Raw genomic sequence first — 22855 nt, forward strand, 5'->3', positions numbered from 1 at the left:
GATCGCCCCAGACTCCGCCGCTGATGATCTGGTCGGGGTCCAGCAGCATGACCACCGCGCCGGCCGCCGTCCCCAGGGCACTGGCGACATCTTGTCCCAGACAGGCAGCCCCTGGGCCCAGACCCTCCCGCCCCCAGCCAGTGGTCGGCCACGGCGGCGTTGGTGTCGTTCTCTACCGGGGCCGGCAGGGCGAGGCGATCCTCGAGGCGAGCCGCCAGAGGCGCTCCAGCGAGGCGTCCAACACATCCGACAGGAACGGCGCACGGGCCCGGCTACGCACCATCGAGACGGCACCCACAGCCGGGGCGGCCGCCGCCCCCGGCACGTCCCTCCGCTGGAAACAGAGGTGAGCTGGGTCGAGCGGTGGCCGCCACCACTGAAAGGCCGCTCTCTAGAACGCTCCGCAGCCATTACGACCAACTAGCTGCGCGCGGTCGAAGCAATGGCATTGGGGCCTCCCCGCCTTTGCCGATCAGCCTAGAAAGGCCCCCTGCTGCTGCAGGGTCTCTCTAAGCTCATCAAGGGGCACCTCGCGCGGACTGATTCCCCGTCTCGCCGCTATCGCTGCAGCGACCCCGAGCCCCTGCCCAATCGCCATGCACGTGGCCATAACTCGTACGGTCGAGAACGCCCGTGAGTCTGCCGCGATGCTTCTTCCGCCGATGAGTATGCCGTCCGCCCCTCTTGGGATGCACGCTCCGTATGGAATACCATATGCCGTAGGGGCTGTCGCTTCAAGCAAGATCCCGCGCCCCTCAGGGTCGTGGATGTCTATAGCGTAGGCCCCTAGCGCGATGGCATCGTCTGACACGGTGCCGTCCATGACATTCTTCGAGGTGAGGGTCGCCTCTCCAGCGAAATGCCGACTCTCCCTCACGCCTACAAACGAGGCCGCCTGGACGAGCTCGGCATTCCGGAACGGTGGGATGTGTCGGCGCATGAAGTCCACGATCCGGTGCATTTGCCGACGTCCCTCTATCTCGGCCTTTGTCAACCCGTCCGTCGACGTGCTGTCGATCCCCAGGATGCGGGTCACGTTGATGTCAACGAGGTTTCGCCGTACTGAGGTAAACCAGATAGCATGACGAGCATCGGGGAACAAGGATTCCTCCTTCACGAGGTCGTCCCACGGCCCGAAATTGCCCTGAATACAGACAACGCTCTCCTTGTCCTCACCGATCTTGTGTCCGTAGATGAGCTCCTCGTCCATGAATCTTGCCACGTCATCCGTGTCAACGCCATGGAGGCGGAACATCAATGTGGCCGGCATGTTCTTTCCCTTGTTGCCCATGTCGTAGCTGCAGCCTGCGGCGGCCGCTACATCCCCGTCGCCCGTTGCGTCAATCACGACGCGGGCCCCTACCTGGAAGCGGCCACCCTTGTTGACGAAAAGGGCTCCGCGAACACTTTCCCCCTCCATGATGGGGTCCAAGCAAGAGGTATGGAGGAACAGCCTAACGCCGGCCTCCAGGCACATCTCCAGCAATACAGACTTGACAAGCTCGGGCTCAACAGGTGTCACGGTAGCACCGAAGTGACGCCTTGGGCGGAGGAGGTGACCCGGCGAGCCCTCCATGTCCTTGAGCCGTGTCACCAATTCGTCGGGAATGCCGCGAATTATCTGGCGCCCCATAGCATCATGGTATGTCAAGAGAGGAAGGCCTGTGGTGGCGTTGCCGCCCAAGAATCCGTTCCTTTCGACCAGTACAACATCTGCCCCTGCGCGCGCCGCGGCAATGGCGGCTATCGAACCACTCGGTCCCCCGCCGATCACCAGGACGTCACAACTCAACCCCTGCATCCTCTTCCTCCTCCAATAGCGCTATCCTCGGACAGCCCCTGCCGACAAACCACGCACCAAAGAGCGTTCCGCTAGCGCCGTCGCGAACAAGAGAGGCGCAGCGCCGATAAGCGAAGCGGCCATCACAAAGTTCCACGTCGTGCGGTACTCTCCCATGAACGAGGCAAGACCAACTGAGAAGGTAAACATCTCCTCTCTGTTGGTAAGTGCAAGAGCAAAGAGGTAGTGATTCCAGCTCAGAATCAAGGAAAAGACGCTCGTGACAGCAATTCCAGGTGCAGCCACGGGCCCCACGATCCGGGTCAGTGCGGCCAACCTGCTACATCCGTCGATGAGCGCCGCCTCGTCCAGCTCCTTCGGAATCGAGTCCATGTAACCCTTCAGCATCCACGTTGCGAAGGGGAGTGCAAAGGATGTGTAAGCCATGATGAGCGCTGCGTACGTGTTGGTTAGGCCCAACTTCGCCATGATGACGAAGTACGGAACCACCAGCATGACTTCCGGTAGCATCTGGGTGAGGAGAATGAACTGCGCAAGATGAGAAGCCCCCCTGAAACGGAACCGGGAAAGGCCGTACCCTGCAAAGAATGCAAGGGTCACGGACAAGACGGTGACCACGAGCCCGATGATGGCGCTATTGATCAGGAACCGCCCGAGGGGACGCGTCCCCCAAACTTCCACGAACGCTGCTACGGTAGGGCTCTCGGGAATCCAGCGCGGCGGCACCTCGAAGATCTGTTGCACTGGCTTGAGGGCACTCGAGATCATCCACCCGATAGGCAGAAGAGTCCAAGCTAGAAGCACTACGATCAATATCGTAGAGAGCGCAGTTCCCCAGAGTCGACGAGTCACTCGACACTCTCTCCTAACTCTCTGAAAGTGCGCAGGAACCCGTACATGGCGAGGACCGACAGCACCAGCATCACCGCTGCGATAGCAGCTGCTGCTCCAAGATCCCCGTACTCGAAGGCGGTCCTGTAGATGAGCGTCGGCAGCACTTCAGTCGTTCCAATTGGCCCCCCTCCCGTCATAACTTTCACGAGGTCGAATAGCTTGAAATTCCAAACAGTGTCAAGGATTACTACGACCAACAGCACATGGCGAAGGTTTGGTACGGTGATGTACCAGAACCTGTGCCATCCGTTAGCTCCATCCACCAGCGCAGCCTCATACTGCTCGTCCGGGATTGCCTGAAGCCCTGCCAGGAACATGAGGGAGACAAACGGCGTACCCCTCCAGATGTTGGCAACGATGACGGCCGACATGGCATATCCAGGGAGTGCCAACCACGGGATGGGCCTGGAGAGTAGCCCCACACGCAGCAGAGTCTCGTTTATGATCCCGTAGCTTGGGTTGTACATCCACGCCCATACGGTCGCTACGATGACCGGAGCCACCGCCCAAGGCAAGACGAAGAGAGGTCTTACCACGCGCACCAGTTTGGACTGACGATTGAGCGCCAGCGCGATTACCATGCCCAGAATGATGTGTATCGCAACGCTCACGACAGTAAAGTAGACGCTCTGGCGCAAGGCGGCCCAGAATGCCGCGTTGCTGAAGACCCGGGCAAAGTTTGCTACTCCTACCCAACTGAGTTTGAGTCTGGGGTCAAGAGACGTGAAACTCATGGCGAGCCCGTACACCATAGGATAGACGATGACGCAAGCAAGAAGAATCACCGCTGGTCCAACGAACAGGAACGGCGTCACCGCACGTCCTAGAGCCCCAGCTCGTGCGTTGCCCACAGTCCTCCTCGTAGGGGAAGGGGCGGGGTAAGGATGCCCCGCCCCGGGATGGCTTCGTCCCCTTTCACTTGACACCGGGCTGGCCCTCCCGAACGATACGAGTGACCTCGCGAGCGGCTTCCCGAAGTGCGTCAGCCGGAGACCTCACTCCTAGCAGAGCGCTTTGCAGGGCGTCCGCCATGACAAGGTTAATCTCCTGAATGCGGGGATGCCGCGGCCGGACTGAGCTGTACGGCAGCAACTGGACAAATGGCTGCAGGAACTCGTTGCCCTTCACCCGTGGGTCCTCCGCTGCCGCGCGTCGGGCTGGGAGAAAGCCCATCAGCAGTGCGAGTCGCACCATGTTCTCTGCATTCGCGTAGTACTCGAGAAACTCGAAGGCCTGCTCCGGATACTTGCTTTGTACGGTGATAGCGTGAGCGACTTCCACATAGACGGCCACTGGATGGCTCGCTGCATCCGGATAAGGCACCGGCACCACAGCAAACTTGCCTTCCATAGCCGGATTGTCATACAGCGTCTTACCCCGACCCCACGGGCCATTCTGATACATGCCCACTTGCCCATTAGCGAACATGACTGTGATTTCGTTATACCCAAGAGCGGTGACGCCCGGAGGTACCACGCGATGCTTTCGCTCAAGGTCCGTGAAGAACGTGAAGGCTTCAATGCCCTGCGGCGAGTCGAACGTCGCCTGTGTCATGGCGGAATCGAAGAGCTGAGTTCCATTCCCCCAGAGCCACGGCAACAGCTCCCTCACGGAAACCTCATTGCGGTACCCGTACATTCCGTACCCGTACACCCGTCCCGTGGTGAGTTTCTTGGCCGCGTCGAGAAACTCACTCCAGGTTCTCGGAGGCGTGAGCCCGGCCGAGTCAAAGAGTTGAGTGTTGTAGTACAGGGCGTGGACACCTCCCCACCAGGGGATGGCGTACCACTTGCCATCAACCGTAACGCCTTCCTGCGCAACGGCAGTGAATTGATCCTTGTACGCCTGCCCTCCGTGCTTGGCGATAAGCGGCTCCAAGTCAAGGAGAAAGCCGCTCTGCACATATCCGTCCAAGGAACCCGGTGGCACGGCCACTATGTCCGGCCCCTGCCCCGCCAGCATCTCAGCTCTGAACTTGGATTCCCGGTCCGAATGCGGTACAGCTTCGATCTCAACCTGGATGTCAGGACGCTGTGCGTTCCACGTGGCCACCAGCTCTCGGAGCAGTGTACCGGTTGGTTCCTCCGTAAAGTAGGGAGAGAACAAGCGGAGACGCACCGTATTCGCTGCGCTGGCCGGCGCGTTCCCTAAGGCCAGAGCAACCATGCATGCGACAATAAGTCCGCCGCAAAGGAATCGCTTCACTCTAGGCATCACTTGGCAAACACTCCTTCCCTACGCGGTGGTGTCGGAGGGTCCTACCGAGACAACTCTGTGGGTTTGAGCCGCCTCATGAGCGGCAGCAACCAACTCCGTGACCCTGACGGCGTCATCCAGGTCTCGTTCCCACTCCCCACCTTGGGTAACCAGGTCAACCCACGACGAGAACATCAGATACGGAAATCCCACCAAGCGGCCCTGCACCTCAGCTACGTCCGTATGCGGGTATGACAGAGCCGAATCGTTCGCTTCGACAATGGCACCGCGCTCAAAGTCAAGAGACCACGAGAACCGCTCCGTGACCACCTCTACCTTGAAGTCAAAGACGGATCCTCGCCCTCGAGGCAGTACCCAGTGATTTTCGACCACGCCGATCCGGCCATCCTCGGTCTCGAATGTCGATACCAGGGAATCGATTGTATTGAGGCCTCGAGACTTCAACACACCCGACGAGGCCCCGGCGTGGACTCGGACGGGGCGCATATCGCACAGCCACAGCATCAGATCAACACAGTGCGGCCCTAGGAACCACCCGGGCGATGACCGGGCAGCCCACGACAACATTTCGAGGGGCACATCGAGGCGATTGCTCAGGTTGGCGCGGAAGTAGAGGACACGGTCTCCGCTCTCCTGAATCTTCCGGCGGAGGTAGACGAATTCCGGGCGCCACCTGTTCTCAAAGGCCACCATGCATGGGATGCCGGCCTTCTGGAACTCGTAACGAATGCGCTTCGCCTCTTCCACGTCAGTTGCGAGAGGCTTTTCAATGAGGCTCGCGAGCCCGTAGTTGGCGCAAGCTGCTGCCACCTCCAGATGTGCGTCATCTGGAGTGGCGATGACAGCGGCATTCGGCTTCGTCCTCTCCACTGCTTCGTGAATGGAGCGGTACGCGCCGACCCCAAACATATCCCGAAAACGATCGCAGCGATTGGCATCATTATCCACGCCAGCGACCAACGTCACGCGAGAATCCCTCCGTGCGGCCGTAGCAAAGAGCACGCCCCGGATCCCGAGGCCTACCACGAGAAGTCTCATTCCATCACGCTCCGAGCCCTTTGAGTTCGACGACTGACTCGAACACATGCTCGGGGGACAAGCTTTGGTATGCGACCAAGCATGCCCCACCAATCGCTGGCGAGCGACCTCCCCATCGAGATGCCCGAACGTGGACCGCGTCTCCTTCTCCAGGCAACACCTCCGATTGCACCGAATGGCGCACAACGTCTAGGAACGCATCGATCATCAGGAGAGGGGACTCTACCACGACATGCCGAACACCGGTCAAGTTGACGACGTTGGCCACCGCCGTTCCGCAGTATCTTGCGATCCCTATCACGCGTTCCAGCGCATCCTTGTCGCCTTCGGCAGCGGCCCTGGCCGTCCGTTCTTGCAGCTCAACAACGCCCCCCTGAGGAAGGGCATCTCGAGCGCCCTCGGCAAGAAGCTCCGACACTAGGGCCTCAAGACATCCCCGCCGACCGCACCGGCATATCGGCCCCCCTGGCTCGATCACCATGTGCCCGATCTCGGTGCCGCCAGCGACGGTCCGTGTGAGCAGTCTCCCACCAAGAATGAGTCCTGAGCCCACCGCGTGACTGATACGCAGGTACAGAAGATCCCCCACACTGCCGCCGCCTGCATACCATTCCTCTGCAAACGCCGCACAGTTGGATGCGTTTTCCAGAACAACGGGTATTCCTTGCAGGGACTCGCGAAGCTTAGGCGCTATAGGCACATCTCGCCATGACAGGTGTACCGCCTTCTTCACAACGCCCTCAGCTCGGTCGATGACCCCAGGCAGACACAGTCCAACCCCGAGAGGCCTCTCTACACCCGCGTCACGGCACGTCTGCCAGATGAGCTCTGTCGTCTGCCGAATGCATTGGTCCACGTCCTCCGAACCCGTCCGTTCAGCTTCGGCCAAGATATCCCCGGTGAGGTCCACGGCCACCGCGTACAATCGCCCAGAGTCGTCAAGGTGCACACCCACAGATATTTGCCCGCCACGCCGAAGCCGAAGGACAGTCGGTCGCCGACCTGCTCTGCTCTTCACTCGAGGGCCTTCCTCGAGGAAACCCGCCGCCACCAACAGCCGCACCAGGCCCGACACTGTCGAGCGGCTAAAACCAAGGACCCTGCTCACTTCTGCGCGCGATACTTCTCCTCGGGTACGCACAAGGTTCAGGACATGCCGCAGGTTGACCTCTTGAGAGAGCTCATTCCCCCCTCGCCACACCGTCTTGCTGGATTGCCTCATCGCTCCTCCCCACCCGCGTCTGGCACTTGCCCGCCATCAACGGGCCAACTGTTTGTTCTGCGCTCGAACAGTTCGACATGTCCCATCCGAAATCCTTCTAGCTACGGTGTTGCGGCCGGCGGATAATTGGCTCTCCCGCAAATGTGGTGAACCGGAGCGACCTCAGGTGCAGGAAAGGAGCCGGTGGCGCAGCAGGTCCAGTCCTGCCCGACCGTACATCATGCGCTTGATGGCCTTCAGCTTGTGAATCCACCCTTCCGTGGGGCCGTTGCTCCAGGGCAGACGCAACGCCGCATACACCGCCTGGAAGTCCTGTTCGAGACGATGGGCGAAGCCCGTCAAAGGACGCACCTTCTCCTGCTTGACTGCGTCGATCCAGGCGGCCAGGGTGTCGGCGCGACGCTGGCGCACCATCTGGGCGAACTCCTCAGCGAGGAGCCACACCCTGGCAAAGTGGGCGTCGGTTTCGGCCAGGGAGGTCAGGTAGGCCCGCTCGGCCTGGGAGCGACGGTCCGGGGCCTGCCAGGGCCATCGCCCCAGCTGCCGAGGGGTCACCGAGCGCACGGCGGGCGGTGCCTCCTTCGACAAGCCTACCGACCGGCGCAGGGCGGTGACGACCTCGGCGACCCGAGAGCGGCCGCCCGGGTAGCCCAGAGCCCGCAACTCCCGATAGAGGGCACGGGCATTGCGACACCCCTGCCCCCATCGCTCGAGGATGTAGCTCCGGTACGGATCGAGCTGGCTCGGGCGCCTGCGGCGAGGCCCCGTGCCAGGCACCGTCGAGCTGGTCAGATAGCGCCGCACCGTCACCCGGCTGAGGTGCAGGCGTCGGCTGATTTCCCGGATCCCAAGCCCCTGCGCATGGAGGGCCCGAACCTGGTCGTTGCGCTCGCGCCGGCGCTGCCGGCGAGCGGCCTGCTCCAGAGCACGACGGCGAGGGGTTGCCCGAGGGGTCGCCGCCGGGGTCGGCCCGGGCGCCACCGGCGCGGCCGGTGGGGACGGCGCCGCTTCCATGGGCGGCAGGCGGAGCGTCTGGAAGTAGCGCTCCAGCACCTCGCCCAGGTTCTTGAGCAGGTGCCACCGGTCGGCCATCTGGAGCGCATCGGGCGCTCCCCGGCGGATCCCCTGTGCATAGGCCTCCGAGCGGTCGCGGACGACGATCTGGACGCCCGGATGGGCGCTCAGCCACGCCGCAAGTGTCTCGGGGGATCGGTCGGGGAGGAGGTCCACCGGCCGCCTGCGCTCCAGGTCGCACAGGATGGTCCCGTAGCGGTGCCCCTTTCGCCAGGCCCAATCGTCGACCGCCAGCACGCGAACCGGGGGTACGGGAGGCAGGGGGATCCGCATCACCAGGCGCACCAAGGTATCCGGGCTGACCGGGATCCCCAGGGTCCGAGCGATGGGGGAGCCGGCCTCGGCACTCATGGCCAGCGCCAACCGGCCCAAGAGACGCTCAAGCCGGGCGGTTCGCCGGGCATAGCGTCCCACCAGGTGCGGGAACGGCTCCGTGAAGGTGGTCCTTGGGCATGCCGGCTCCGTACAGAAGAAACGGCGCACCACAAGCCGTAGCCGAACCGATCGGCTTCCCACCGGCACGTCCAAGACGGTTCGCCACCGCCGCGAGTGAAGACGTCGGCTCCAGCGCCCACAGTCCGGGCATGCGGCGCGTGCCGCTCGACGCCCCACCACCAACACGAGGACCTCATCGTCGACACGAGCCAGACGAATGGTATACTGGTCCACGGGTAGGAACGGGAATCGCACACTCCCTTCACCCCTTGCAGGAAGGCGTGTGCGTCTCTTTCCTACCCGTCTTCTTGTGGACCTTCACCACATTTGCGGGAGAGCCACTTTTCAGCCGGCCTTGACAGCTGTGGTGCTTCTGGGTGAGCGGGAGCTTCGAGAAGGCCGCGCTGCGGGCGCTCAACCTGGGCCACGACGCCGACACGACGGCGGCCGTGTGCGGGAAGGTGGCCGGTGCGTGCTACGGGCAGGAGCCCATCCCGGCGCGATGGCTGAAGCCACTGGCGACGCTAGAGACCATCCTGACATTGGCCGGGGCGCTGTATCGCAGCTACGAGGGGCGGCAACCGCACCGCCGGCCCAGCCGTCGAGCTGAGGGTGTGCGGGAGTCGGACGTGCGTAGCCCAGGGCCGGCGCCGCTGCACCTTGCGGCGCCAGCGACGGAAGCGCCGGAGCGGCATGGCCCGCTGCCGCGCTGTTCGCCGTCATTGCCCCTCGTGACCTTTCCGCGGCGGCAAGCAGCGCCCGCCTCTGACCCCATGTCACTCCCTGGAGTCTGTGCTATCATTTGATAGCGGACGCAGCCGGCCCACCGGGATCGCTTTGGGAGCGCTTGGCATTGGGGGTTGACGGCGCTCGCCAGAGGACGCTTCTTGTTGGCCGAGCGCGACAAGAATCTGAGAGACCTCGCGGAACTCGGCATGGTCGTCGCAGACGTGCCCCAGGTCTTGCAGCGTCTGTCCGTGTCGGAGGGTCAGCCGTGACTGGCTATTGCCCTAACTGCGACGACACTCGACAGCTTCGAACCGAGCGCCGGCGCGAAGCCTACGTCGTTCGTGGTGAGCCCATCGAAGTCGAGGCCGAAGTGCTCATCTGCGGCACTTGCGGCGAGACCGTCTTCGACCCGGAGCGCGACGAGCGCACCCTGCTCCGGGCGTACAACGTCTACCGAGAGCGCAAGGGGCTGCTCAAGCCCGATGAGATTCGGCGGCTGCGGGAGCGTTACGGCCTCTCGCAGCGCTCGCTGGCGCGCCTTCTCGGATGGGGACTGGTGACCATCCAGCGCTACGAGCGGGGCGCCTTGCAGGACAAGTCCCACGATGACCTGCTTCGGGCCCTCGAGGATCCGAACTTCGTGCTGGAGCTGCTGGACCGCCAGGGAGACCGGTTGCCGGAGCGGGTCCGGCAGGTGGCGCGCAGTGCCGCGCTCGGGGCCGCCGCGTCGACGTATCCGGTCAAACTCGCACGTGAAGTGGAACGGGCCATTTCCGTCGACTACCGGCGCCGCCCCGAACTCCATGGCCTGCGCGCCTTTGATCTGGGTCGGGTCGAGCAACTCATCGTCTACCTGGCGCGGCGTTGCCCGGCACCGTTCAAGACCAAGATTGCCAAACTCCTGTGGCTCGCGGACTTCGGGCATTTCCGGCTTCAGCGAGTCTCCATCACGGGTCTTGCGTACGCGCGGTGCCCTTACGGACCGGCGCCCGACCACTTCGCGTCCGTGATGGCGGCTCTGGAGGAGCTGGGGACGGTGAGGGTCGTCGAGGGGGTGGCCGGCCCTTACCAGGGGGAGGTCGTCGAGGCCCTAGAAGAGGAAAGTCTTGAGGAGTTCACGGAGGCGGAGCGCCGTACCATCGACTGGGTGGTGGCGCGTTTCGGACGAATGGCCGCCGCGGAGCTCAGCCGTCTTTCCCATGAGGAACCCGCGTGGGCCGAGCGAACCGACGGCGAGCTCATCCCGTATGCGGAGGCGGACGGCATCCGGATGCTGGATGGCCTCGAGACCGGGTAGCCAAGACCAGTGGCGAAAGCACGGACTCTGGCTGTTTCGAGGCCCGGACACCTACGTCAACATCATGGACCAGTACCACCCCGCCGGCCTGGTGAGCGACACGCGCTGCCCCGAGCTCACCCGCCGCATCACGCCGGACGAGTACCGTCAAGCCGTCGAATTCGCCCGTTGCCTGGGGTTGTGGCGGCTCGACCCCCCGTGTGGCTCGCAACGGACGAGGGCCCATGGGGCACTTCGCTGCGTCGCCTCGACGCCGCGTGGCCAGGTGGCCCTTCGGCCCGCCTTCTGCACCGTAGCCGTCAACGCCGAGGCAGGGCCTCATCGACGTCGCCCGCAGTGCGTGGCGTCGGCGAGGGGGGCTCGCAGGGCCACGTGGATGCCCCGCACCACCCATCCCAGCGCCCCCAGGAGGACCGCCATGACCAGCGCATGGCCCATCAAGATCTCCTCCGGCGGGAGCAGGCCACGCCCGCCGAGGATCGGTGAGAGGATGGCCACGGCCAGGGCGGCGGCAGCGGCCCGGTACAGCCCCACGCTGACGACATAGGTGATGCGGGCGCAGGACGCCATCGTCGAGCAGGAAGTCGCCGGGCTCGGTGGTAAGGGTGTGGCCATCCCGTCCGCAGAGGTGAACAGGCATGCGTGAACGAGACGGGTCCCGCCTTCGGCGCCCCCGGCACGAGATGCCCGACTTCGTCCGGGAGGCGCTGATGGCGAGCGGCCTGATGCCCCGCTACCTCGAGCGCCCTCCCTACCAGCAAAACGACTACATCGGTTGGATCACCCAGGCCAGGCGCGACGACACCCGCCAGAAGCGCCTGCAGCAGATGCTGGACGAGCTCGCCCGCGGGGACGTCTACATGAAGATGCCCTGGAGGCCTTCCGCATCCGGGCGGGCGTGAGTCGGGCCTTGGTGCCGTCGGGTCGTGCAGGAAAGCCTGTGCAACCCCCGAACCTGCGTCCACCAAAACGGCTGGGGACGGTGACGTGGCGGTGACGGACGCAGGCGAGAAGCAGCCGCAGCGGGCGGCGGCCCGCCCCTCTCGGGCGGCACGGCGGGCGGCATGGCCGGCGGAGTGGCGCCATGCCTTCGCCCTGAGCCTGTTGCCCTTCTTGCTCTCCGTCGGGTTGCTCTCCATCGGGCTCGTGGCGCTGGCCCCGGGTAGCGCCTCGGCCGCCGACGTGGTCACCCTGGGCACCCTCAAGCTCATCGGAGGGGCGCCCATCTTCGTGGGCCTCGATAAGGGCTTCTTCGCCGAAGAGGGTCTCGACGTGCAGGTGCGGTGGTTCTCCGCGGCCTCGCCCATCGCGGTCGCCGTGGCGGCCAATCAGCTGGACGTGGGAGCGACCGGCATCACGGCAGCCCTCTTCAACAGCATCGCCCAGGGGGCACGTCTCATCCTGGTGGCCGATCGGGGCTCGGAGCGGCCGGGCTACCGGCTCAACGCGCTGCTCACCTCCCGGGAGCGCTACGAGGCCGGCCTGCGAAGCGTGCAGGACCTGCGGGGGGCCCGCATCGGCATCACCGAGCTCGGCTCCACCTACCACTACCAGATCGGCCGCATCCTCGAGCTCAACGGCATGTCGGTCGGCGACGTGGAGCTCGTGCCGCTGCGCGACATCTCCATGATGCTGCAGGCCGTGCGCCAGGGCACCGTCGACGCCGCCCTGGTCTCGCCGCCCTGGGGGGCCAACGCCGAGGCCGAGGGCTGGGGCAGGGTGGTCTTCTGGGCCGGGGATCTGTTGCCCTACCAGGTGACGGGCGTCTTCTTCTCGCAACGGATGGCAGCGCGGCGTGACGTGGCAGTCCGGTTCATGCGGGCATACATCCGGGGCGTGCGCTGGTACAACCAGGCCGCCTTCGGGCTGGGCGGGCCTGGCGGCCCCGGCACGGCGATGCACGATGAGCTGCTGCGCATCGTCGCCGACTACACCGGTGCCCGGCCTGACGCCATCGCCCTCTCCCTGGCCTACGTGGACCCCGAGGCCCGGGTGGACGTGGCGGACCTCCGCCAGCAGCAGGAGTGGTACCAGGCCCACGGTCTGCTGGCGCGGGTGGTGGACCCGGCTCAGTTCGTCGACATGTCCTTCATCGACGAAGCGCTGGCCGGGCTGGCGGCCCGCTGAGCGGAGCCTGACGGGGTAGCCGCCGGGGCCGAGGCGGCGGCTGCCCGTGCACGACGGGGGCAGCTGCGACGACAGCAGGCGAGGTCAGAGGGATGCGCATCGAGGTCGACGGAGTGCGGGTCGAGTACGCGTCGGGGCGCGGCCGGGAGCCGGTACTGGCCCTGGACGGGGTCAGTTTCGAGGTGGGCTCCGGTGCGTTCGTGGCGCTGCTCGGGCCCAGCGGCTGCGGCAAGTCGACGCTGCTGGCGGTGGTGGCCGGGCTGATGGCCCCCAGCGCGGGCGAGGTGCGCTTCGTGGAAGAGGGCGGGCGGCCGGCGGCGGGCGGCGATGGCATGGGCGCCGGGCAGGCGCTGTCGGCCGTGGTCTTCCAGGAGTTCGCCCTCTTCCCGTGGCGGACGGTGATGGACAACGTCACCTTCGGGCTCGAGGTGCGGGGGGTGGGGTCGGGCGCCCGCCGTGAGGCGGGGCGCCGGTACCTCGAGATGGTGGGGCTGGGCTCGGTGGCCCAGCGCCTGCCGGCCGAGCTGTCAGGCGGCATGAAGCAGCGGGTGGGCATCGCCCGGGCCCTGGCGGTGGAGCCCCGGGTGCTGCTGATGGATGAGCCCCTCTCGGCCCTCGACGCCCAGACCCGGGCGCTGCTGCAGCAAGACCTGCTGCAGCTGTGGGAACGCACCGGCAAGACGGTTCTCTACGTGACCCACAACATCGAGGAGGCGGCCTTCCTGTCCGACCGGGTGGTCGTGCTCAGCCGCCGGCCGGGACGGGTCAAGGCCGAGGTGGTGGTGCCCTTCGGGCGGCCCCGCGATGAAGGGCTGCTGGCCACGGGGGAGTTCGCGGCCTTCGTGCAACGGCTGTGGGGTCTGCTACGGGAGGATGCCCGGCTGGCCATGTGGCAGGTGGACGGCCTTGCGACGTCGGGGGTGGGCGAGGCAGCACCAGGTGAAGTGGCGCAGGGCGGGGCGGGCACTTGGGGCGATGCTGTGGCCCGACCCGAGGCGGCCCGCCAGCCGCATCGCCTGGGCCAAGCGGTGCTTCTCGACGCTGGCCGCGGCGACTCGGCTGCTGTCGCTGCCGGTGTCGCCCTCGCCGGCGACGACACCGGCCGGGAAAGAGCTGCGGCCGGCCGCACGCAGGCAGCGCCGACTGCCCTATCGCCGGCGCCCGGGTCGTAGCCCGCCGCCTCCGGAGCCGGCCCGGCGGCCGGTGCCCAGGGGCGTGCTGGGCTTCGCCTCAGTGGCGGCGGTGCTGGTGGCCTGGGAGGCCGTCACCCGGGCCGGGTGGCTGCCCCCGCTCTTCCTGCCACCCCTTTCCGACGTGCTGACCGAGCTGGGGCGGCTGGTCGCGTCGGGCGAGCTGGCCAGGAGCTTGGCCTTGAGCCTGCAGCGCATCGCGCTGGGGTGGTTGCTGGGGTCGGTGGCCGGCTTCGCCGTGGGGTTGCTGGTGGGGCTGTCGCCGGTGGCGGAAGGGCTGCTCGACCCCCTCATCGCCCTCACCTACCCCATCCCCAAAATCGCCATCCTGCCCCTGCTGATCCTGTGGCTGGGCATCGGCGAACCCTCCAAGGTGGCGGTCATCGCAATCGGATGCTTCTTCCCGGTCGCGGTCAACACGGCGGCCGGGGTGCGTCGCGTCGACCCCGTGCTGACCCGGGCGGCCCGAAGCCTGGGCGCCCGCCCCTGGCAGGTCCTGACCAAGGTGACCATCATGGCCGCGCTGCCGATGGTCTTCGCCGGGCTGCGATTGGCGGCCGGCATGGCATTGTTGCTGGTGGTGTCGGCCGAGATGATCGCGGCGCAGGCGGGCATCGGCTTCCTGGTGCTGCAGGGCGGTGCCCTGATGCTGGTCAGCCGCCTGATGGCCGGGCTGGTGGTGCTGTCGCTGTTGGGCATCGCCAGCACGTGGCTCTTGCAGGCGGTGGAGCGCCGGGTGGTCCGGGGCCAGTCGTGAAGGGGCCGGGCCAGGCTCGATAGCGCCCGGGGGGCGGCTGCGGGGCTTCCACCGAAGGAGCCCACGGCAAGCAATAGGCATCGGTCGACCGCTAGGCGATTTTCAAGAGGTATTGAAATACCCGTACGTCACGCCGACAGAGGGTCTGCACTCGCAGGTACGCACCGGTGGACGTAGTCAGGCAGGACAGCCAGTTCCGCCCCTGCGAGGGTGGCCCAGGCCCCGAGGCTGGCGTCGGGCCCCGTCCCCTCGGAATGCGTGAGCATTTCAACGATCGTTGAAATGGGTGCCTGGGCCGATCCGCCAGCAGGCGCAGGCTTTGGACCCCGTCTCTCGGCCGGCCGACGGCAGGGCTCTGCGCCGTGGGTGGGTGCGGACGGGAGGAAGGCCTTGGCCGGTCAGGTGAGTACCGCCCCTCGTGGGGCGCTGGTGCAGTGGTCGAGCCTCTCCTTTCATTGGCTCCGCCACCGGGGTGCCGGCCTCGTCGTCAGCCTTGGGGCGGCCATGGCGGCCTTCGCTCTGGCGGGCAGCCTCGAGTCGGCGGCGCGCACCACCCTCGCCATCGTCATCGCCGCCGCGCTGCTGTGGATCACCGAAGCTCTCCCCCTCCACGTCACCGCCCTGGCGGTGCTGACGGCCGAGACCGTACTCCTCGCCTTGCCGGGCCGACCGCTGGCCCACCTGGGGCCCAGGGCCTTCGTGGCCGCGTTCGTCGATCCTGTACTGCTCCTCTTCCTCGGTGGCTTCGCTCTCGAAGAGGCCCTCAGCCAGTGCAGCCTCGACCGCCGCCTCGTACAGGCGATGCTCCATCGCGTCCCTGCGACGGCGCCCGGCGTGCTGGCCGGTACCATCGCCGTCACGGGCGCGCTGTCGATGTGGATGTCCAACACGGCGACGGCCGCCCTGATGATGGCCGTCATGCTGCCCCTCGTCTCTCGCCTGGACGCGGATGACCCCTTCCGTCGGGCGCTGCTGCTGGCCGTGCCCTTCGCCGCCAACATCGGAGGCATCGGCACGCCTGTCGGCACGCCGCCCAACGTCATCGCCCTGGGGGCGCTGCAACGGCTGGGTGTCACCGTCAGCTTCGCCCGGTGGATGGCCCTGGGGGTGCCGATGGCAACGGCGCTCTCGGCGGTGCTCTGGTGGGTGCTGCTGAGGTGCTTCCCGGCCAAGCCGACGTCGCTGGTGCACCTGCGGGCGGCCTGGGCAAGCCGTCCGGAACCTGTGACGCCGCAACAGCGGGGCGTGCTTGCCATCGCCGGCCTGACCGCCGTGGGATGGCTCACGGCCGCATGGCATGGCATCCCCGAGTGGGTGGTCGCGCTCGTCCCCGTCATCGTGCTGGGCGGCATCGGGTGGCTGCCGTCGGGCGCCTTCCGGCGGATGGAGTGGGACGTGCTGGTGCTGATGGGGGGCGGCCTGAGCCTGGGCTTCGCCCTGCAGGCGTCGGGGCTGGCCGGATGGGCCGTGGGGCAGCCGATGGGCCCGTGGGCGGCGGTAGGAGCAGCGGCATCGGTGGCGCTGATGCTCGCCACGTTCATCAGCCACACCGCCGCGGCGGCGCTGCTGGTACCGGTGGTGGCAGGGGTGGGCGGGCCGATCGCCGCTCAGATGGCCGTCGCGGTCGCCCTGGGTGTCTCGGGGGCCATGGCATTGCCTGTCTCGACGCCACCCAACGCCATCGCCTTCGGCAGCGGCCAGTTGCGGGTGTGGGACATGGTCCTCATCGGGTTGCTGATCGGCGTACTGATGGTGGCCCTCGCCACCCTGCTGGTGCAGGTCTGGATAGGCGTGGGCCCCGGCGCCGGCGGCTGAACCGGGTCTCCCCCTTGCGGTGCCCGGCGTCACCGCACGACAGCCTCAGGTCCGCCGGCCAGGGCGTGGGCCACCCATTGCAGGTGGATGGCCATGGCTGCGGGCGGCGGGGCGCCGGGCTCGAAGAAGGCCGCCTCGCTCACCTCGTCGGGCGCAGGCTGCAAGCAGCCGCCCTCCACCCGACACAGGAAGCAGCAGGTGACGAAGTGTACCGCCTCGCCGGAAGGGTAGACGAAGACCTGGGCAGCCGGCTCTGAGTAGACCCCGGTGAGCCTCACCGGCCGCACCACCAGGCCCGTCTCCTCGAGCACGTCCCGCCGCACGGCCTCGTGCAGGCTCTCGGCAGGCTCGACGTGGCCCAAAGGGAGGCTCCATCGACCGGTGTCCTGCCGACGTACCCACAGCACCCGGTCCTCCGGGCCGAGGACGACAGCCGCCACCCCCGGGCTCACCCGCTCCGGCCACGGATGGGGCAGCGGAGCCCAGTGCCTCAGGGGCGGGCTCGGCTCGAAGAGGGCCAGCAGCGTCGACACCACGGCGTCGGCCTGGAGAAGCCCTCTCCTCGATGATGCCCCCTGCGCCTGCGGCACGGTGATGCCCGGTCTTCCGCCTTCCCCCTCGCGAGCCACCAGGATGCCCGGCAGTCCCGCAAGGTGAGCGCCCAGGATGTCGGTCGCCGGGTTGTCCCCCACCATGACCGCCTGCGCACCTGGCGCGAGGCTCTCCAGCGCCATCCGGAACATGAACGGGTTGGGCTTGCCCACCACGAGCGGACGCCTGCCGGTGGCCACATCCACCGCCCGCACGATCGCCCCCGTACCAGGAGCGGGCCCGCCGGGCGCAGGGAAGCGCCCATCCGCGTTGGTGGCCACGAAGTTTGCCCCTGCCAGGATCGCCCGGCTCGCCTGCAAGATGTGCCGATACCCGAGATGCTCCCCGGCCCCTACCACGACGGCATCGACGGTCGGCGGCTCGCCGCCATCCGCTTCGGTGGGGACGATGCCGGCGGCCTCGAGCTCCGAGGCGAGGGCGGCGTTGCCCACCACCAGGGCGGAGCGCACCCCCAGCTGCCGCAAGTGCTGGGCCGTGGCCCAGCCGCACCCGATCACCTCGTCGGGCACCGCCTCGATACCCATCCCCTCGAGCCGCCGGACGAATTGCTGGCGGGTGTAACGCGGGTCGTTGGTCAGGAACCGCACGGCCTTGCCCATGGCCCGCAGCCGACCCAGCGCCTCTACGGCGTCCGACATGGGCTCGTCGCCGATGTAGACGACCCCGTCGAGGTCGAAGAGGAAGGCGTCGAACTGCTCGGCCAGGCTCCGCATCCGCATCACCCTATCGAACTCACACTTCTACCGTGCCGTGCTGCCATGCCCTCCCGCCGCCGCCCTCCACGTTCGCCGATCCATCGCAGCTCGCCACGTCCTCTCTAACTGAGAGCGGCCCTCGCCGCAACTCAGGGTGATCCACACCGGACTCCACCCCTCGCGCCGGCAAGGGCCGCCAGTCTCACTCGCTAGCCGCCAGCCTGGACAACGCTGCCGCCTGGGCTACTCGTTACGCCGCCGGCAACGCATCGTCCCGGCCCCATGCCGCGTCGACGATGAGCGGGATCCATCTGGTGGAGAAGGGCAGTGGCACCACCCAGTGGTACTCCGCCCGCTGCTCGGGAGGACGTCGCCACCCCACGTGTGCTGACGCCAGCCGTTCCATCGCAGCCTCGGTCAGCGCGGCGTACTTGGTGAAGACCAGCCACTCGTTGTACACTGGCAGGTAGAGGAGCCTCCCCGCGGGCCGCTTGGACCGCCAGGCTCGCAGGAGCGTGAGGGGTCCGCGCTTGAAGAGAAGCTCCTTGTCACCAGCGCGAACCGTACCGCGCCGTGCCTGCCAGGCCCAGCAAAGCTCTTCCACCACGGGCTGCGTGACGCCACTGAACTGCCCAATCAGCTCGGCGACCGTCATGCTCCCGCTCTCCTTCCCGGGGAGGATGGCATCGAACCGCCGCTCAGCACACCCGGCCATCGCCGTCGTCGTCCAGAATCTCCCCCCAAAGCGCCTCACCGACTTGGACCAACGCCTCGATGACATCGTCCGCCCGCACCTTGGCGAAGGTGCGACGCACCGTAGACGGCAGTTCCGATGCGCGGACCGGTTCGATTCGCTTCAGGTCACGCGGTACGACCAGCCACTCAAGGGTGACGGAGTCAGCGCGTTCGGGCGATGTGGTGACGGCAAGGATGTATTGCGTCGTTCCGAGCATTAGGCGCATCAATGGCCATGCCTTGATATAGTGGTCGGTTCCGGATATTCGGTAAAATCGGATCGTGCCCATTTGAATTGCAATGAGCGGATCATTCTGATTCGCAACAATCCACCCTTTCCGCTGAGGTTTTCAACACTCCGCCCCCTTTGCCGATACGGCGGAGGCCGTATCCAACGGCCTCTCGTGAACCCCCACGCCCCTTCTGTCAGCCCTCGCGGAACAGACGCCCCCTTCTCCGTACTCTTCCAACTCAACATCATAAGCCCCATGTCAAGAGGGGGGTGCAGGCCGTGAGAGGCCGTCACGACGGCACTTTCACAGGATCACTCAGGCAGGTAGTTGACTAATACGGGCGCGGGTGTACACCCGTGCAGCCACGGAAAGCCCGAGGGAACGCCGGCACATCGGGCTTCTGAGCTGGTCGATCGGCATTCAGGAGCATATCAATTTTCGGGATGTTTGAACATTCCACGAATTCTACGAAGGAACTCCACATATCCGTGTTTAGGTATTGCCTGTACGAGATCAGCAATAAGCCCATGATCTCGGATATCGACGATGTGGACAAACCTCTCGTACCTGCCAGTGGTCGTGGACGTCGTGGCCCTCACCTTGGGCACGTCGGGGCAGGTGTGCTGTCCCTCTAACGCTCCCCTACCCCTTCACCGCCCGTGCCATGACCCTGGGTCAGGTGGCGCTGCAGCGCCAGGTAAAGGACGACCATCGGCCGGCAAGGAGGAAGAGGCGCTCCGGGACCTGGCACGAGTCCGGGAACGCGCCAGGCGGGACCTCGGGCGAACCGGCCAGAAGTTCTGGATTCGACCCGTGCCGTCGACCCGTACCTGATCGCAAGACGGACCCGCCGCTCCGGGGTCTCGGCACCCGCCGGGCCGGTGCGGCCGTGGAGGGAGATGAGGCGAGCATGCGCGTGGGTCGGTGGGATGGGCGGCGACAGGTGGGGCTCGCGATGCTGGCGGCGGCCATTTGGGGGGTCGCCCTGGCCGGCGTCGCCCTGGGGGCGCAGCCGACGGTCCAGGTGCGCTTCGATGAGCGGCTGGGCTTCTTCCTGACGGGGCCGGACCCTGTACGTGTTTACCCGGGACGTCCCCGGCACCAGCAACTGCTATGACAACTGCGAGCAGATCTGGCCCCCTCTGGTGGTGGACCCGGGCCCGCCGGTCGCACCCCCGGGGCTGCCGGGTCAGCTGGGCACCACGACCCGGCGAGATGGCCGCCGGCAGGTGACGTACAACGGCTGGCCGCTGTACTACTGGGTGGGCGACACCGCCCCCGGGCAGACCAACGGGCAGGGCGTCAACGACGTCTGGTGGGTGGCCAACCTGGCGCCGACGGTCTGGCGTTGAACAGCTCGTAGCGACAATTCAAGGTGACAAAGAGCGACATGACGGGATCTATAAGGGCTGAGGTGGACAAAGCGGTTGTATCTACGCCGTTTTTCGGGTGGGCGTCACAATCTTCAGGTAGTGGGGCGGTCGGTCGACCTTCAGGGCCTGAAACAGCGCCTTCTGCTCTTCGGTGAGGGGCGGACCTGCCAGACCTCGCCGTGGGCGGTGGCGTGGCGGCCCACGTCGATGGGGGCGACCAGATCCCGCATCTGTCGCCAGGTCTGGCCCGTCTCGTTCTCGGCCACCCGGATCATGAGGAGGGCCAGCCAGCACAGCAGCACGTGGGACCGGATGCGGTCGTCGAGCCGGTGGTACATCGGCCGGACGTCGACCGTGTGCTTCAGGTCCCGGTGCACCCGTTCCACCTGCCAGAGTTGCTTGTAGCCGTAGACCAGGTCTTCGGCGGGCAAAAAGTCGTCGGAGCTGCTGATCACAAACTTCCCGTCGAGGGCGGCTTCTCGGCGAACCTTGGCCGCGTCGATGACCAGTCGCGCGCCCCGCGTCTGGCGCAGGTAGCGGCCGAAGGTCTCGTGGGCCCGCAGCTCGCAGGCTGCCTTGGTATGCGCCTCGCCCTGCTTCTGTTTGAGCGCTTCGAGCCGCTGGCGAAGCTCGGCCAGGATGGACTCCCGCTTCTGGCGGTCCCGCTCGGCCTCCTCGGGGTTGCGGACGATGACGAAGCGCCGGCGGGCGGCGCTATCCCCTCCGACCACGACCTCCTTGATCTCCAGCCCGTCGGGAAGCCTGCGGTACTTGCCGCCCCGGCGCAGCGCCTCCGCGGGCACCCCCTGGGGGCCCACCCGCAACTTCTCCCCGATGATGTAGTGATCGCCGGCGCCCTGCAGGATGCGGCGGTTCGCCTCGGAGTTGAAGCCCGTGTCCAACACCACGACCACCCGGTTGAGCTTCCAGCCGTTGAGATCCCGTTTGACCTCGGCCACGACGTTCTGGTCGCCGGTGTTGCCGGGCCAGACCCAGCAGCGGACCGGGATGCCGTCCCGGGTCACGGCCAAGCCGATGACCACCTGGGCCATCTTCGGATGATCATCGGCGCTGTGCCCCCAGCGGCGCAACCCGTCGGCGTCCTCGCCCTCGATTTCGAAGTACGCCGTCGTCGTATCGAAGAAGATGACGTCCACTTCGAGGTTGAAGAGGTTGGCCAGCGTCCAGAAGACCTCGCGCTGGATCGCCTCGGCAGCCTCCAGCAGAAAGTCCATGGCCGGTAGAGCCTGGTGGACTTCCACCGCGGGCAGCTGGTCGATGTAGACGTCCTGCGCCACCCACTTCTCGATGGCCAGGCTTGCTGGACGGCGCCAGGGCCCGGTTGGCCACCATGGCGAAGAGGAGCCGCTCGATGGGGGTCTGGTAGTGGCGCGCTTTGAGCAGGCGCTGCAAGGTCTTCTGGATGCCCAGCCGCCGCCACAGCCCGTCCAAAAGCCACGTCCCGCCCAGCTTCAGGGAGCCCAGGTACCGAAAGGGCCACTCCATGCCGAGATCCTTCTGCAGTTGGGCCTGCTCGTCGGGGGGCAGGAACCGGGCGATGCTGCGCACCAGGCGGCGCAGCGCGTCCAGGTCGAGCTGGTCGACCCGGCCGAAGGTGTACAGCACCTGGGCCCGGGGCTGTCCAGTCTTGGGGTCCCGGACGTTATGGGCAAGCTGGGCGTATTGGATGCCCTTGGAAGTGACGGTGCGCACGTACATCGTGCCTACATCGTAACTCGTTTACCACGCTGTGTCAATAGCTACATCTTTTGTGGTTGTGTCTACGCGCATCCGCGTTTTTCTACGGGGAATGGCCCGCAAACCCGCTTCGCACCGTGCGGGTGGGGGCGGGTTGTGGCCACTTACTGTACAACGCCAGACGGTGCAGGTGCGGCCTCACCCGCAGTTCGGCCGGATCCTGGTGGGGCCGACGGGCCTGACGCTGTACACCTTCGCGCGCGACCAGGCCGGGGCCAGCAACTGCTACGACACCTGTGAGCAAAACTGGCCGCCGCTTCGGGTTGCTCGGATCGGGCGCCGGGGGGCACGCACGGCCACGGCGTCAACGACGTCTGGTTCGTCGCCCAGCCGTGAAGGACGGGGCACAGGCCGCCCGTTGGCGGCACCGGGACCGGCTCGCCGCGGTAGCGGCGCAGCCGCGGCGAGCGCGTCGAGCCTCCTGACATGGCACACGGCTCGACGCCATGTCGGGCATACTTGCGTCGGGACATCGACCGAAGGATGCCTCGCCCACCAGGACCCACGCCCGAGCGCCGCTCGCCGATCCCCATCCCCAGGAGTGCGGCGGCCGACGTCGAAGGCGTGCCCCACGCCCCACCGGAGGTGAGACGGCGTGCCTGGCGAGCCGGGTGGGGCCCGGGTGCGACGGCCCCGACATGAGATGCCCGACTTCGTCCGGGAGGCGCTGGTGGCCAGCGGCCTGATGGCCCGTTACCTCGAGCGCCCTCCCTACCAGCAGAACGACTGCATCGGCTGGATCCTGCAGGCCAAGCGCGAGCAGACGCGCCGCAGACGCCTGCAGCAGATGCTGGACGAGCTGGCCCGCGGCGGCGTCTACATGAAGATGTCCTGGCGGCCGCGATGAGCTGCC

Annotated in this window: 22 protein-coding genes and 2 pseudogenes; 11 read left to right on the forward strand and 13 right to left on the reverse strand. The window is 66.6% G+C overall.

Annotated features, from left to right (window positions below; genetic code table 11):
* Nucleotides 1-472: 472 nt before the first annotated feature.
* From VLY81_RS09845 to VLY81_RS09875, 8 genes and pseudogenes are all read right to left on the reverse strand, one after another.
* The gene (locus VLY81_RS09845; RefSeq protein ID WP_324667984.1) at nucleotides 473-1801 is read right to left on the reverse strand and encodes an FAD-dependent oxidoreductase; all 1329 of its coding nucleotides are present in this window, start codon (nucleotides 1799-1801) and stop codon (nucleotides 473-475) included.
* Nucleotides 1802-1822: 21 nt separating this feature from the next.
* Complete coding sequence (locus tag VLY81_RS09850) at nucleotides 1823-2545, reverse strand: carbohydrate ABC transporter permease (RefSeq protein WP_324667985.1); 723 nt, start codon at nucleotides 2543-2545, stop codon at nucleotides 1823-1825.
* Between the two features lie 104 nt (nucleotides 2546-2649).
* Nucleotides 2650-3510 (reverse strand): carbohydrate ABC transporter permease, encoded by an 861-nt coding sequence (locus VLY81_RS09855; protein ID WP_324667986.1) that lies wholly within the window; start codon nucleotides 3508-3510, stop codon nucleotides 2650-2652.
* Between the two features lie 100 nt (nucleotides 3511-3610).
* Nucleotides 3611-4801 (reverse strand): ABC transporter substrate-binding protein, encoded by a 1191-nt coding sequence (locus tag VLY81_RS09860; protein ID WP_324667987.1) that lies wholly within the window; start codon nucleotides 4799-4801, stop codon nucleotides 3611-3613.
* A 129-nt stretch (nucleotides 4802-4930) separates the two neighbouring features.
* Nucleotides 4931-5998, reverse strand: coding sequence for a Gfo/Idh/MocA family protein (locus VLY81_RS09865; RefSeq protein ID WP_324667988.1), 1068 nt, complete (start codon nucleotides 5996-5998; stop codon nucleotides 4931-4933).
* Nucleotides 5955-6860 (reverse strand): ROK family protein, encoded by a 906-nt coding sequence (locus tag VLY81_RS09870; RefSeq protein WP_324667990.1) that lies wholly within the window; start codon nucleotides 6858-6860, stop codon nucleotides 5955-5957. Before VLY81_RS09870 ends, VLY81_RS09865 begins: the two co-directional genes overlap by 44 nt.
* Nucleotides 6861-6986: 126 nt before the next feature.
* A pseudogene (locus tag VLY81_RS14745) lies at nucleotides 6987-7172 on the reverse strand (MarR family transcriptional regulator); the annotation flags it as partial.
* A gap of 162 nt (nucleotides 7173-7334) precedes the next feature.
* Nucleotides 7335-8936, reverse strand: coding sequence for an ISL3 family transposase (locus tag VLY81_RS09875; protein ID WP_324667991.1), 1602 nt, complete (start codon nucleotides 8934-8936; stop codon nucleotides 7335-7337).
* Between the two features lie 107 nt (nucleotides 8937-9043).
* Here VLY81_RS09875 and VLY81_RS09880 point away from each other — a divergent pair, with 107 nt between their 5' ends.
* Together VLY81_RS09880 and VLY81_RS09885 are read left to right on the forward strand one after the other, a co-directional pair.
* Entirely contained in the window at nucleotides 9044-9487 is a 444-nt protein-coding gene (locus VLY81_RS09880) for an ADP-ribosylglycohydrolase family protein (RefSeq protein ID WP_324670391.1), read from the forward strand.
* 188 nt (nucleotides 9488-9675) lie between these two features.
* Nucleotides 9676-10707 carry a type II TA system antitoxin MqsA family protein gene (locus VLY81_RS09885; RefSeq protein WP_324667992.1) on the forward strand — a complete coding sequence of 344 codons (1032 nt, stop codon included), beginning with the start codon at nucleotides 9676-9678 and terminating at the stop codon, nucleotides 10705-10707.
* A 318-nt stretch (nucleotides 10708-11025) separates the two neighbouring features.
* Here the strand turns inward: VLY81_RS09885 and VLY81_RS09890 are convergent, their stop codons facing one another.
* Nucleotides 11026-11277: a hypothetical protein gene (locus VLY81_RS09890; protein WP_324667993.1), complete on the reverse strand. Its 252-nt coding sequence runs from the start codon at nucleotides 11275-11277 to the stop codon at nucleotides 11026-11028.
* A gap of 68 nt (nucleotides 11278-11345) precedes the next feature.
* On the opposite strand from VLY81_RS09890, the gene VLY81_RS09895 reads away from it, so the two are divergent.
* The 5 genes from VLY81_RS09895 (at nucleotide 11346) to VLY81_RS09915 (ending at nucleotide 16596) form a co-directional block, all read left to right on the forward strand.
* The gene (locus VLY81_RS09895; protein ID WP_324667994.1) at nucleotides 11346-11609 is read left to right on the forward strand and encodes a YdeI/OmpD-associated family protein; all 264 of its coding nucleotides are present in this window, start codon (nucleotides 11346-11348) and stop codon (nucleotides 11607-11609) included.
* A gap of 85 nt (nucleotides 11610-11694) precedes the next feature.
* Nucleotides 11695-12834, forward strand: a complete 1140-nt coding sequence (locus VLY81_RS09900; protein WP_324667995.1) for an ABC transporter substrate-binding protein — start codon at nucleotides 11695-11697, stop codon at nucleotides 12832-12834.
* A gap of 92 nt (nucleotides 12835-12926) precedes the next feature.
* On the forward strand, nucleotides 12927-14006 hold the full coding sequence (locus tag VLY81_RS09905; protein ID WP_324667996.1) for an ABC transporter ATP-binding protein: 1080 nt from the start codon (nucleotides 12927-12929) through the stop codon (nucleotides 14004-14006).
* Nucleotides 14007-14037: 31 nt separating this feature from the next.
* Nucleotides 14038-14781: an ABC transporter permease gene (locus tag VLY81_RS09910; protein WP_324667997.1), complete on the forward strand. Its 744-nt coding sequence runs from the start codon at nucleotides 14038-14040 to the stop codon at nucleotides 14779-14781.
* 390 nt (nucleotides 14782-15171) lie between these two features.
* Complete coding sequence (locus VLY81_RS09915; protein ID WP_324667998.1) at nucleotides 15172-16596, forward strand: SLC13 family permease; 1425 nt, start codon at nucleotides 15172-15174, stop codon at nucleotides 16594-16596.
* A 29-nt stretch (nucleotides 16597-16625) separates the two neighbouring features.
* Here the strand turns inward: VLY81_RS09915 and VLY81_RS09920 are convergent, their stop codons facing one another.
* The 3 genes from VLY81_RS09920 to VLY81_RS09930 form a co-directional block, all read right to left on the reverse strand.
* Entirely contained in the window at nucleotides 16626-17927 is a 1302-nt protein-coding gene (locus VLY81_RS09920; RefSeq protein ID WP_324670392.1) for an HAD-IIA family hydrolase, read from the reverse strand.
* A gap of 226 nt (nucleotides 17928-18153) precedes the next feature.
* Entirely contained in the window at nucleotides 18154-18558 is a 405-nt protein-coding gene (locus VLY81_RS09925; protein WP_324667999.1) for a hypothetical protein, read from the reverse strand.
* A gap of 43 nt (nucleotides 18559-18601) precedes the next feature.
* Nucleotides 18602-18928, reverse strand: a complete 327-nt coding sequence (locus VLY81_RS09930; RefSeq protein ID WP_324668000.1) for a hypothetical protein — start codon at nucleotides 18926-18928, stop codon at nucleotides 18602-18604.
* An 853-nt stretch (nucleotides 18929-19781) separates the two neighbouring features.
* Between VLY81_RS09930 and VLY81_RS09935 the strand changes: the two genes are divergently transcribed.
* Together VLY81_RS09935 and VLY81_RS09940 are read left to right on the forward strand one after the other, a co-directional pair.
* A complete protein-coding gene (locus VLY81_RS09935) occupies nucleotides 19782-19988 on the forward strand; it encodes a hypothetical protein (protein WP_324668001.1) in 207 nt (68 codons plus the stop codon).
* Nucleotides 19948-20223, forward strand: coding sequence for a COG4315 family predicted lipoprotein (locus VLY81_RS09940; RefSeq protein ID WP_324668002.1), 276 nt, complete (start codon nucleotides 19948-19950; stop codon nucleotides 20221-20223). Before VLY81_RS09935 ends, VLY81_RS09940 begins: the two co-directional genes overlap by 41 nt.
* A gap of 81 nt (nucleotides 20224-20304) precedes the next feature.
* Here VLY81_RS09940 and VLY81_RS09945 read toward each other — a convergent pair.
* Nucleotides 20305-21963 (reverse strand): annotated as a pseudogene (locus VLY81_RS09945) (IS1634 family transposase).
* A 91-nt stretch (nucleotides 21964-22054) separates the two neighbouring features.
* On the opposite strand from VLY81_RS09945, the gene VLY81_RS14750 reads away from it, so the two are divergent.
* Nucleotides 22055-22591: a COG4315 family predicted lipoprotein gene (locus VLY81_RS14750; protein WP_405001250.1), complete on the forward strand. Its 537-nt coding sequence runs from the start codon at nucleotides 22055-22057 to the stop codon at nucleotides 22589-22591.
* Between the two features lie 33 nt (nucleotides 22592-22624).
* On the forward strand, nucleotides 22625-22849 hold the full coding sequence (locus VLY81_RS09950; protein WP_324668003.1) for a YdeI/OmpD-associated family protein: 225 nt from the start codon (nucleotides 22625-22627) through the stop codon (nucleotides 22847-22849).
* Nucleotides 22850-22855 lie beyond the last annotated feature (6 nt).

This window comes from Limnochorda sp. LNt (assembly GCF_035593265.1).
GTDB classification, from domain to species: domain Bacteria; phylum Bacillota; class Limnochordia; order Limnochordales; family Geochordaceae; genus Geochorda; species Geochorda subterranea.